Origin of the sequence: Pseudoalteromonas sp. SR44-2 (assembly GCF_014163745.1) — a bacterium.
In the GTDB taxonomy this organism is placed as follows: Bacteria; Pseudomonadota; Gammaproteobacteria; order Enterobacterales; family Alteromonadaceae; genus Pseudoalteromonas; species Pseudoalteromonas distincta.
This window is the reverse complement of record NZ_JACJDW010000027.1, coordinates 25326-37321: the sequence shown is the minus strand read 5'-3', so window position 1 is coordinate 37321 and position 11996 is coordinate 25326. Positions and strand designations below refer to the sequence as shown.

Annotated in this window: 11 protein-coding genes; 7 read left to right on the top strand and 4 right to left on the bottom strand. The window is 37.4% G+C overall.

The annotated features are described in order from the left end of the window. The first annotated feature begins 13 nt into the window (after nucleotides 1-13). Complete coding sequence (locus H5115_RS15360) at nucleotides 14-490, top strand: HPP family protein (RefSeq protein WP_182756157.1); 477 nt, start codon at nucleotides 14-16, stop codon at nucleotides 488-490. Nucleotides 491-521: 31 nt separating this feature from the next. Here the strand turns inward: H5115_RS15360 and H5115_RS15355 are convergent, their stop codons facing one another. Next, nucleotides 522-863 (bottom strand): hypothetical protein, encoded by a 342-nt coding sequence (locus H5115_RS15355; protein WP_002961684.1) that lies wholly within the window; start codon nucleotides 861-863, stop codon nucleotides 522-524. A 150-nt stretch (nucleotides 864-1013) separates the two neighbouring features. On the opposite strand from H5115_RS15355, the gene H5115_RS15350 reads away from it, so the two are divergent. Continuing rightward, nucleotides 1014-1766 carry a Nif3-like dinuclear metal center hexameric protein gene (locus H5115_RS15350; protein ID WP_182671657.1) on the top strand — a complete coding sequence of 251 codons (753 nt, stop codon included), beginning with the start codon at nucleotides 1014-1016 and terminating at the stop codon, nucleotides 1764-1766. 14 nt (nucleotides 1767-1780) lie between these two features. Here the strand turns inward: H5115_RS15350 and H5115_RS15345 are convergent, their stop codons facing one another. From H5115_RS15345 to H5115_RS15335, 3 genes are all read right to left on the bottom strand, one after another. Further along, nucleotides 1781-2545: a YdcF family protein gene (locus H5115_RS15345; RefSeq protein WP_182671658.1), complete on the bottom strand. Its 765-nt coding sequence runs from the start codon at nucleotides 2543-2545 to the stop codon at nucleotides 1781-1783. A gap of 54 nt (nucleotides 2546-2599) precedes the next feature. After that, complete coding sequence (locus H5115_RS15340; protein ID WP_002961689.1) at nucleotides 2600-3487, bottom strand: LysR family transcriptional regulator; 888 nt, start codon at nucleotides 3485-3487, stop codon at nucleotides 2600-2602. A 410-nt stretch (nucleotides 3488-3897) separates the two neighbouring features. After that, on the bottom strand, nucleotides 3898-6267 hold the full coding sequence (locus H5115_RS15335) for an EAL domain-containing protein (protein ID WP_182756155.1): 2370 nt from the start codon (nucleotides 6265-6267) through the stop codon (nucleotides 3898-3900). A gap of 291 nt (nucleotides 6268-6558) precedes the next feature. Here H5115_RS15335 and pyrC point away from each other — a divergent pair, with 291 nt between their 5' ends. The 5 genes from pyrC (at nucleotide 6559) to H5115_RS15310 (ending at nucleotide 11988) form a co-directional block, all read left to right on the top strand. Continuing rightward, nucleotides 6559-7611 (top strand): dihydroorotase, encoded by a 1053-nt coding sequence (pyrC, locus tag H5115_RS15330; RefSeq protein WP_182673530.1) that lies wholly within the window; start codon nucleotides 6559-6561, stop codon nucleotides 7609-7611. Nucleotides 7612-8049: 438 nt separating this feature from the next. Beyond that, entirely contained in the window at nucleotides 8050-8253 is a 204-nt protein-coding gene (locus H5115_RS15325) for a cold-shock protein (RefSeq protein ID WP_002961702.1), read from the top strand. Nucleotides 8254-9322: 1069 nt separating this feature from the next. Then, nucleotides 9323-10093, top strand: a complete 771-nt coding sequence (locus H5115_RS15320) for a DUF3450 domain-containing protein (protein WP_024590812.1) — start codon at nucleotides 9323-9325, stop codon at nucleotides 10091-10093. A 6-nt stretch (nucleotides 10094-10099) separates the two neighbouring features. Beyond that, the gene (locus tag H5115_RS15315; protein WP_002961707.1) at nucleotides 10100-11464 is read left to right on the top strand and encodes a MotA/TolQ/ExbB proton channel family protein; all 1365 of its coding nucleotides are present in this window, start codon (nucleotides 10100-10102) and stop codon (nucleotides 11462-11464) included. Continuing rightward, nucleotides 11464-11988: a MotA/TolQ/ExbB proton channel family protein gene (locus tag H5115_RS15310; protein ID WP_002961709.1), complete on the top strand. Its 525-nt coding sequence runs from the start codon at nucleotides 11464-11466 to the stop codon at nucleotides 11986-11988. The genes H5115_RS15315 and H5115_RS15310 overlap by 1 nt, the downstream gene beginning before the upstream one ends. The last annotated feature ends 8 nt before the right edge of the window (nucleotides 11989-11996 follow it).

Below are 11996 nucleotides of genomic sequence, written 5' to 3'. Positions count from 1 at the left end.
TTGAGGATGTAGCATGAATATTGAAGATATTAAATTAGCCTGTGTTGCTGGCTTTTTTTCAGCGCTAGTATTGGGTTTTTTATCTTGGCTGAATAATATTGGAGGCTATGGACTGTGGTTAATGGCACCTTTTGGCGCAACGGCAGTACTTGTATTTGGCATACCAAATAGCCCATTAGCACAACCAAAAAATGTGATTTTTGGTCATCTTTTAACAGCATTTGTGGGGATCATTTTTGTAACCTATGTTGGTGACGGGAGTGTATCTATTGCATTGGCCGTTGGTTTTGCAATTACACTCATGATGCTCACTAAAACAGTCCACCCTGCGGCGGGTGCTAACCCTATTCTGATTATTGTATCTGGACAAAGTTGGGACTTTTTAATTATGCCAGTATTAGTCGGGACGATGTTCATTGTTATTTGTGGCTTTGCTGCAAAGTGGTTACTGTCTTCCACGGTAAATCGCGCACATAAAAAAACCGCTTAACGCGGTTTCTTTTAAAAATCATAAATGTTGATTAAACAACACCGCGCGGTAAGCGACAGTCATGATCTTTACGAGCTAAAATTACAATCCAAAGTTCTTCCGCTGTGTAACCTTCTTCATTTTCGGTAACAACAGTGAATGGCGCTTTTTTCTGTGCTTTAACAGGAGCAGCTGCTTTTGGTTTTTTCGTTTTAGTTGTTTTACCAGAGTTTAATTTTTTAGTAAGCTCTGCTACGTCAGCTAGGCGTAAATTTTTACCGCCATCAATGCTGTACCAACCAGGTTTGGTTGTGATTTCAGGTTTTTTACCATTGGCAGTTTCGTACGCTGCTTCAAAGGCAGATAACACTTCTGTTTTGTCTAGTTTGCTCATCAGAGACCCTATACGTTGTGAACACAGATAAAGAAGAGGTATTTATACCTATTTTAAAACAGTTTTTCAATTTTTTGCGATTTTCCTTCCATTTTAGGCCTATAAACGCCAAAATTTGCACAAAATTCAGTGCTAAGTAAGGTAAGTTGTATGCAACGTAGAGAATTTAACCAACTCCTAAATGACATTTTGAAACCTCATTTAATAAAAGATTTTTGCCCAAATGGCTTACAGGTCGAAGGTAAAAACGAAATTAAAAAAATTGTGACGGGTGTAACCGCAAGTCAAGCTTTAATAGAAGCTGCCATTGAGCAACAAGCAGATGCTATTTTGGTTCATCATGGTTTTTTTTGGAAAGGGGAATCTCAACCAATAACGGGTATGAAAAAGCGTCGCATAGGCGCACTACTAGCAAACGATATTAATTTATTCGGCTATCACTTACCACTCGATATTCATCCAGCAGTTGGCAATAACGCACAACTTGCAAAGTTATTAGATATTGAAATTGAAACAGGGCTAGAGCCAACTTCAAATAGCGTAGCAATGAAAGGGCGTTTAAAAACACCATTAAGTAGTGAAGATTTTGCAGATAAAATTGCAAAAGTGCTTAATCGAACCCCGCTCACAAGCTTAGTACGCTCAGCTAAAATAGAAACCATTGCACTGTGTACTGGTGGTGGGCAAGGATATATTGACTTAGCAGCAGAGCAAGGCATTGATGCTTATTTAACGGGTGAAGCATCGGAGCAGACAATTCATAGTTCTCGTGAGCAAAACATTGATTTTTTTGCAGCCGGGCATCATGCAACAGAACGCTATGGTGTAAAAGCACTAGGTGAGTTACTTGCTCAAGAGCATGGTTTTGATGTGACATTTATAGACATAGATAACCCAGTTTAATTAGGCTATATAAGTTACAGCGCCTCTGGATCTATCCAGCGGCGCAAACTTATCCATATATTTCCTACTACTTCGTGACTGTATTGCGTAACCACAAGTAAGGCATGAGCATTGGGAATAAACTGCTTGCTCCATGGAAGTGCAGCAAAATTATGATAATCAGTGGCTGCGGTTATGACTTCAATACCTTGAGCATTAAATAAGTCTTTGGCACGGGGCATGTGCAGTACAGATGTTACTAGTGCAACTTTAAAGTCGACTAATTTTGATGCCAGTAATTTAGCTTCTTCACCTGTGTCCATTGCTTTTGGATTTTGGAAAATACGGCTCTTATTAACGCCTAAACTAATTGCCGTTTGATACATAAGCCCGCTATTAGTGGTATTTTTATAACCCCCGCCTGAAACTATAAGCTCTGCGTTAGAGTAGTGCTTTGCCAGTTTTACACCTTCTACCAAGCGCGTTAGCGCACAATTACCTAATTGATTATTAGCACTGAGTGCAGGATTTGGGTTTATATCGCAACCTAGTACAACTATTTTGTCTATTTTTGGATGCTTTAGAGTATTAAATGCAAGCGACGCAGGTTCATTATTTTGGATAATTAAATTGGCGATAAAGGGTGTGCTCAATGCAAGTAATACAATTAAACTTAAAGTAGACAAAAAGAGAGCTGATTTGCGGCCTTTAAATGCCAGTAGGAGCATCAGACACGCAAATAAACCAAATAGAGGCAGTGGCATAAGTAAACCACCAATCATTTTTTTAATAACAAACATAAGAGTTAAACGCTGTAGAGTTAATTACAGCGATATTACTTATTATATTGATGATTATCGACCGTTATTTAGCTTACAGGTATTTAAAAAGTGACGATAAACAGGGTTATCTTTCATGTCTTTTTTCATCGCTAAATACATAGGGCGAGTAAGACCAAGAGCGCCTAAAGGAATTGATTTAATTAAGCCTTGGCTTTCATAAGGTGTAACTAGCCAATCGGGCAAAGCAGCAACGCCCATTCCAGCACTTACTAGTTGAAAAATAAGTAGCCCTTGGTCAACCGTTTTTAGTGTACCGTCAAAACGAGCATTTTGAATGAAATGCTTAAATATATCTTGGCGTTCACGCGGGATAGGGTATGAAATAATAGTTTCGTTTTTTAAATCAAGCGCTGTTACATACGCTTTTTTAGCAAGTTCATGATCCGGCGCCACAATAAGCTTCAATTTAAAATCAAATAAGTGCGCGTATTCTAATGTGTCGGGTTCGCGTATGTCAGACGTTAAAACTAAATCGAGCTCATCGCTTAGTAAGTCAGGAATAGCGTCGTAACTAAAGCCACGTTCATAATCAATTTTTATATCAGGCCAAAAGTTATTAAATTCTTTAATAGTAGGTAATAACCAATGAAAACATGCATGGCATTCCACGCTCAAACGTAGTTGAGAAATAGGCTGGTTTAAGCTTTCTTTTAAACGACATTTAGTCGCTTCCATTTTTGGCAATATTTCGTGAGCTAATTCAAGTAATAGCATTCCCTGAGGGGTAAAGCGGACTGGTTGAGTTTTACGCTCAAATAATTGGCAATCCAATTTATTCTCTAAATCTTTGATTTGATGAGATAAAGCAGACTGTGTCAAAAATAACTCTCGTGCTGTATTAACCAAAGATCCTGTTTCTTTTAGGGTTGCTATGGTTTTTAAATGTTTAATACCAATCATCTTTAAAAATTCTCATGGGAAAAGTGAGTTCAGCTCAGATTAATTACATACTACGCCTATATAAAAAACGTTTCAACGTCTAGATGGCTAAAGTTATGCGTTTTATTGCAGTTTATCGCTATGAATCGTGAAAATATTAGAGTTAGTAATGATAAAAGTCATTTGAAAACTGGTTTGATGAGTTTTAGATGAGTTTGCTTCATGTTGTATTTTAGATATAACGATTGCTGTGCGTTTTAGCTCAGCGTGAGTTTTAACCATGCTGATAACGGTATGAGGTGAGGTTTGTTGAATGCTTACTTTAGATTGTGCTTTAAAAAATAGAGTCGTTTTGCCTTATAGCTTAAGTTTAGCTCAATGGGAGAGTATATGCGTAATACCTAAGCCAGCGACCTACTCGCTGGCTCTTTTTATAAGGGTTTATTAATTAGTAATATGGCTTCTTTGGCAGTAACAGGTTTTGATTTTAAAAAGCCTTGGCCATAGTCGCACGCGGTGGATTGCAAAATAGTTAATTGCTCAACTGTTTCTATTCCTTCAGCTACAACTTCAAGTTTTAATGATTGCGCAAGTGATAAAATGGCTTCAACAAGTGGGTTAGTAGAATCCTGTAGATGGTCAATAAAGCTTTTATCTATTTTTAAAATATGAATAGGCAGTTGGTGCAAGTAGCCTAGTGCTGAATAACCTGTTCCAAAATCATCAAGACATAATTTTACTTTTAGAGGTGAGAGACCTTCAATTATTTGAGTGGCGAGTTCTAGATTTTCTATTAAGCCAGATTCGGTAATTTCTAAGCATAAAGAACCTAGAGGTAATTGGTACTTATTATAAATGGAATGTATTTGCGCTACAAAATCGAGGCTTGCAAAGTGTCGTGACGATACGTTAACGGTGACTTTTAAAAAGCGATGGCCTTGTTGGTGCCAATTTGAAATATGCTGGGCCGCCAAATCAAGTAAATGTAAATCAAGATTTATAATTTGCCCTGTAGTTTCAGCTATCGGTATAAAGTCATTAGGGGGTACAAACCCTTTTGTAGGGTGGTGCCAACGAACAAGTGCTTCAAAGCCGATAACTTCACTGGTATTAATTGTGAAAATTGGCTGAAAATAGAGTTCAAACTCGTTGTGTTCTATACCGTGTTGTAAGTCGTTTTCTATATCGGCATGGGTTTTAAGTTTTTTACGCATCGTGTTATTAAAAAACTTTACCTGACCACGTCCGGTTGACTTAGCTTCATACATAGCGGCATCGGCTTGTTGCAGTAATATATAAGCTTTGTCGTTTACGTTATCTGTATAGGCAATCCCAATACTCGTTGATGCTTGGAGTAAGTGGTTATCTATATTTAAAGGTTTTGATAATGCGTTTTTAATGCGGTTTAAAGCTTCATTAACTTGGTTTTTATGCGTGATGTTTTCCATAAAAATTGCAAATTCATCGCCGCCTAAACGTGCAAATGTATCCGTGCTTCGTACTGTACCTTTAATCAAGTCGCATATTTTTATAAGGAAGTGGTCCCCAACTTCATGCCCGAGCGAATCATTAATACTTTTAAAACGGTCAAAGTCTAGATACAACAGGGCATGGCTAGTACTCTTTTTAGCACGCGTTAAACGTAAAATAGCATGTTTTATACGTTCAATAAGTAGTGAGCGGTTAGCAAGGCCTGTAAGCTCGTCATGTAATGCTTTGTGCTCAAGTTCTTGGCGGGCTAATTGCCTATCAATTGCCATACTTATTTGGCGACTTACATACGTTAGAAGAGCACTATCGTGTTTGTTGTAATGCAGTGTTTTATCGTAGCTTTGTACAACGATAACCCCGCTTATACGATCACTTGTTTGAAATGGAACACCTAACCAAGACTCAGATTGCCGACCTACCATTTTAAAATCACCGTTATTAATGTGACTTTGAAAGGCATCTTTGTTAAGTAATAGGGTTTGCTCTGTTTTTAGAAGGTAATATGAAGCGGTATCTTTAAGTTGTTCTTTAGATATTTTTTGATGAGTTTTAGTGTTTATGCCTTCTTCGACTATGTAAACGAGGTCAAGTATATCTACTTTTTTGTCGTATAGAGCGATAAAAAAGTTATCGGCTCGAAGTAAGTTATTTATGATTGAATGCAAGGCTTTAAAAAATGTATCTAGGTCATTCGCTTTGTAAGTTAGGTTAGCTATTTGTAATAAGCTGTTTTCTAATTTTTGTGCATTGTTGAGTTGCTCAACTGTTTTTTGTAAGTTGTTTACTGTATTAACCTGGTTAATCTTGGCACTGAGTAAGTGAGCAACTGTTGTAAGAATTTCAAGGTGTGCATTGGTAAAATAACCTTTGATTGGGTGCTCACAATCAATAACACCTAAAACTTGTTCTTTATATATAAGGGGAACACATAGTTCTGATTGAGCAGGGCGTTCATCAGGGATATAACGGCTGTCTTTCGTTACATCGTTAATAATTACCGCTTTTCCGGTCGTTGCAACTGCGCCCGTTATACCTTCACTAAAACGTATTATTTTACGTTCCGCTTGATATTTGTCCCGCGCGTGTGCAATACCCATTGATGCAACTTGGTTTAATGTATTTGCATTATTGTCAGCTAGATATATGACACAATCAACAAACCCTAAGCGATTTACAACGTGCGTTGTAACATACTCAAACAATTCTTCTAATGTATCGAGTTGCAATAGGCTAGATGAAAATTGATTAATGATACTTAGTTGATCAGTTTTTATCTCAAGCGCTCTAGTAGCATCGGTTTTATAAGACATAGGCAATTTATATTGTTCTTTTTATTTTTAAATTCGCAGTTAAGTTAACCTAATCTTGGGTTTTTGTACAAATTAAAGCGATGAGTGGTTTCATACACTGTAAAGTTTTAATATAGCGAGTTTTAATTAATCATAAATCATTACAATAAGCTAATAACATTGAATTTGCTCATTGTGCTTTAAATAGTACCTCAGTAATTTTATCCATATAAAAACTTTATTTTTAATAAAATCTTTACTCGAAAACATCATATGCCTATGATCGGATAAATTCAGCCGTGGAACAAAGTAATGACAAGTAATAATACAAACTCTGTAACAACCCTTACTATCACTCGCCCTGATGACTGGCATGTACATTTACGTGATGGTGACCAGTTAAAAGACACTGTACGCGATATTAGCAGATACATGGGCCGCGCTATTGTTATGCCAAACCTTGTTCCGCCAGCAACGTGCACAGATACGGCATTGTCGTACAGAGAACGCATTATGTCTGCAAATCCACAAGGCAACTTTGAGCCATTAATGGTTTTGTATCTCACGGATAAAACTACACCAGATGAAATAATAAAAGCTAAAGCGACAGGTAAAATAGTAGCAGCTAAGCTTTACCCTGCTGGCGCTACCACTAATTCTGACTCGGGTGTTACATCAGTAAAAAATATTTATCCAGCTTTAAAAGCAATGCAAGAAGTAGGCATGTTGCTGTTAGTGCATGGGGAAGTGACAGATTCGTCGATTGATATTTTTGACCGTGAAAAAGTATTTCTGGATACAATTTTAGGAGATGTAGTAAATGACTTTCCTGAGCTTAAAATCGTACTCGAGCATATTACGACTAAAGATGCAGTAGAGTTTGTAGTTAATGCACCTAGCAATGTAGCGGCAACAATTACAGCGCATCACTTGCTTTATAACCGCAATCATATGTTAGCGGGTGGAATTCGCCCACATTATTACTGTTTGCCAATTCTCAAGCGTAACATTCACCAGCAAGCATTAATGGCTGCAGCAATAAGTGGAAATAAAAAATTCTTCTTAGGAACTGACTCTGCACCACATTATAAAGATAAAAAAGAAGCTGCTTGTGGGTGTGCTGGTGCATACACGGCTCATGCTGCTATTGAATTATATGCTGAAGCATTTGAGGATGCAGGAGCTTTGGACATGCTTGAAGGGTTTGCAAGCCACTTTGGCCCTGATTTTTACGAATTGCCGCGTAATACAGATACAATTACATTACAAAGAAAGCCGTGGAAAGTACCTGCAAGTTATACATTGGGCGACTCTGAAGTTGTGCCTATAAAGGCTGAAAATACAATGGATTGGTCTGTCGAATAACCAATAATATATTTAAATCTAAAGCCGCTTAATTTTTAATGCGGCTTTTTTGTTTGTGCTTTTGATATTATTGAAGCGTAATTCGACGACAGGGTGGTTGTAGGTGGCTTTTGATCTCGCTTACAGCAATAAATATTACAATAATACTTATAGCTTTTTGCTTGTAAATTAGTCAGTTAAAGGCGATTTAAAACAAATTTATATTTTTAAGAAATAATTCCTAATTAATAGAGCGAAAAAAAATATAATGTGTTAATCTTACCTTGCTTTGAGTTTTTATGTATTGAATTTACGGATATTGTGCTGCGTTTAAGGTTACCGGTTAGGTTATTACTTGTTCCTGTACTGTACCTCCATATTTTTGAGCATTGACTCAGGGAGGATATTGCCATAATAATATGGCTGAATTTTAATTATTGACTTACAGGAAAATTTAGTATGTCGGTTACTGGTAAAGTAAAGTTTTTCAACGAAGCTAAAGGCTTTGGTTTCATTGAACAAGAAAATGGTCCTGACGTGTTTGTACATTTCAGCGCAATCACTGGTTCTGGTTTTCGCACTCTTAGCGAAGGTCAAGCAGTGACATTCAGCATCAAACAAGGTCAAAAAGGCCCTGAAGCTGAGAACGTAGAAGCAGCATAATTTATTATGTGAACTCTAGTTCATCTTGGTGAAGCAGGTTTCTGTTTCACCATAATTCCCCTTACTTAAATCTATTTATTTCATACCTCAAATTCTCCTTTTTTTAAACTTAGAAAACTACTCAAACATTCTATCTTTGCAAAGCTAAACAACTAATAATCTAACGAACAAAACATTCCTCTAATACTTTTAAAAACCATTCATAAGAATTTATTCAATGGGCCTGATACCAGCTTAAATAAAATCGATGCTCAATATCAATCCATGCAAATTCTGTTTCAAGCTTACTCTGTATGACGAAGGCTACTCATTGATAAGGGCTTCTAGGTGCTTCTATTACTTTATTATGTGAACGTAAAGCTTAATTTATAGTGTATTACTAATAAAGTAGGGTAACTCTTCATGATTAACTTAATTACTGAATTAACCTTAACGTTAAAATAGTATTAAAGAATACTTTAAAGCGGTAAATACAACCTGTTTAATTATCAAAAGCTTTTATGCTGCTAAAAGAAATGCATTGTTGAGTTTATTATTACTATTTATGGAAAAACACGTTTTAAAATAGTTTTAAAAGTAACGTATATAAAGCGTGAGTATCCGATATTAAATATTATCCAGTGTTGTTTTTTTGTGCGACAAATGGTTTGTTTTTTCAGATGAAGTGTAACTGAGGCGATAAAACACGATAAAATCGTGTAAAAAATAACTTTTGTTATATCAATTTATATTTTTTTTAGTTTTTTTTCAGTGCGAATTCAGCTTTAGCTAAATGTTGCAATAATGTTGTTTTATGTCAGTGCAATGCGAATAAATACACCCCTTAAAAGGCTTTAATAGAAATATTAAGAAAAAGCTTCGTTGCAATAATGTTAACCGTTGTGGGCTGGTACTTTCGTTTAAGCATTAACTTAGCTATTTATTTACTGAGATTAGTAAACATCAAGTTGACAGCGCTAATTGCATTTAGCATTATTGGAAGGTTGATATCTATTAAAAGATATCAGGGTTGTTCTCCTCGGAGGATAATTAAATTATAAAAGTAACATTACTTAATTGGTTGGGAACTATGTCTGTTAAAATCAGAAAGAGTCTTGTAGCAACTGCGTTGGTTGGCGCATTTGCATTTGCAAGCAGCAATGTGATTGCAGATCCTTTGAATGACGTGCAAAAAGCAGGTCAACAAATTCAAAAGGCTGCGGTTAAGTCTCAAACTAAAATTGACAATGTATATGGTCAAACTCAGGAGCTAATCGCTGAGTACCGTAGCGTTGTTGATGAGACTGAACTTATGAAAGTGTATAACGATCACGTGTCGCGCTTGGTTGATAGCCAAAACGCTTCAATTGAATCGTTTGATCGTCAAATCGCGACTATTGATAACACTAAACAAAACGTTGTGCCTTTGATGTATCGCATGATCGATACGCTTGAGCAATTCATCAAAGCGGACGTTCCATTTAATCTTGAAACGCGTTTAGGACGTGTTGAAAGACTACGTGAGATCATGGTTTCTGCGTCTGTAACGACGTCTGAAAAATTCCGTCAAGTACTTGAAGCTTACACTATTGAAACAGCATACAGCTCACTTGTATCTGCTTCACAAGGTACTCTAGAAGTTGATGGTAAAAGCATTAACGTTGATATCGGTCAGTTAGGTCGTATCACTTACGTTGCTCAGTCTTTTGACTTGAAACATGCTTGGGTGTGGGATAACAACACTAAACAGTGGAAAGAATTAGGCGAAGAATACCTAAAACCTGTTAAAGAAGTTATTCGTATGGCGCGTAAGCAAGCGACATTAGAACTTGTTAAACTACCTATCTTTGGCGCGGAGTAATCAATAATGAAGAAACTATTTAAAGGTTTTGCTGTTGCAGCAGTACTAACTGTTTCTGCAGGTACCGCGCTTAATGCACATGCAAATACTGGAGCTCTAGATAAAATTCTTGAGCAAGTAAAGCAAGAGCGTATCTCTGAAGGTAAAATCAATAAGCAACGTGAGCAAGAGTTCTTATCAGAACGTGCTGACAAGCAAGCATTACTTAACAAAGCTAAAAGCCAACTTGCTTCTGAGAAGTCTCGTGGTGAAAGCTTAGCTAAGCAATATGCACAAAACGAAAATACGCTAGCTGAAAAAGAAGCAGCTCTTCAAAGTGCCCAAGGTACTTTAGGTGAGATGTTTGGTGTTGTACGTCGTGCAGCTCAAGATGCTATCGGTTCTATCGAAGCGTCACTAGTTAGTGCTGAAAAACCAGGTCGTGCTGAAATCTTACGTTCATTAGCAGCTGCTAAAGAACTTCCTACAGTTCGCGAACTTGAAGAACTTTGGATTTCACTTCAAACTGAAATGACAGAATCAGCTAAAGTTTCAACTTTTGAAACTGAAGTTGCTGGTCTTGACGGTAACCCGTCAATGAAAAAAGTAACACGTATCGGTAACTTTAACTTAGTTACAGACGATGGTTACTTAATTTATTCACCAGAGACTAAGTCTATCCAGCCTCTAGGTAAGCAACCAGACGGTTATATCTTAGACGGTATCACGGCTCTAGAAAATACATCACCAGATAACTACGCTGGTGTTTACATAGATCCGACTCGTGGTGCTATCTTACGTATCAACACTCAAAAAGCGACCCTTATGGAATACTTCCATCAAGGTGGCGTAGTTGGTTATATCATCACGGCTTTACTTGGCCTAGGTATGCTAATTACTCTAATCCGCTTTGTTGACCTTACACTTACTACTAGTAAGATTAAGAGCCAGCTTAAAAATGTTGCTACACCGAATACAAATAACCCACTGGGTCGTATTCTTAAAGTGTACCATGACAACAAGAACCAAGATGTTGAAAACCTTGAGCTTAAACTTGATGAAGCGATTCTACGTGAAACGCCACGCATTGAAGCTGGTATCAATATAATTAAGATTCTTGCTGCAATCGCACCGTTACTAGGTCTACTAGGTACAGTAATCGGTATGATCTTAACGTTCCAAACAATCACATTGTTCGGTACGGGTGATCCGAAGATCATGGCAGGTAACATCTCTCTAGCACTTGTAACTACAGCGCTAGGTCTAATTGCTGCATTACCACTAATTCTACTTCATGCTCTTGTAGCTGGTCGTAGTAAGTCGGTATTACACATCCTTGATGAGCAAAGCGCGGGTATCGTTGCTACTCACGCGGAGAAGGAGAAAGCCTAATGCTAGTCCTGATGGAGATATGGGAATCTATCAGGGATTTTGTTGGCACAGGCGGCCAGGTTTTATACGTGGTCGCGATAGCACTCTTTCTTATGTGGGTTTTAATGATTGAGCGCTATTGGTTCCTACTTGCAGAATTTCCTCGCACAGCGAAAGAAATTGTAGCAAAGTGGGATGCCCGCCAAGACACTACGTCTTGGTACGCACACAGAATCCGTGAAGCATGGATTTCTGAAGCGTCTGAAAAATTAGATCAGCGTATGTTGTTGATTAAGACATTAGTAGCTGTTTGTCCTTTAATAGGCTTACTTGGTACTGTTACTGGTATGATCTCGGTTTTTGAAACCATGGCCAACCAGGGTACGGGTAACGCACGTTTAATGGCATCAGGTATTTCAATGGCAACAATCCCAACAATGGCTGGAATGGTTGCGGCATTATCTGGAGTATTTTTTAGCTCACGTCTTGAGACAAAAGCTAAAATGGTGAAAGCCAAACTTATTGATAGTATGCCTCATCACTAGAGAGAGAA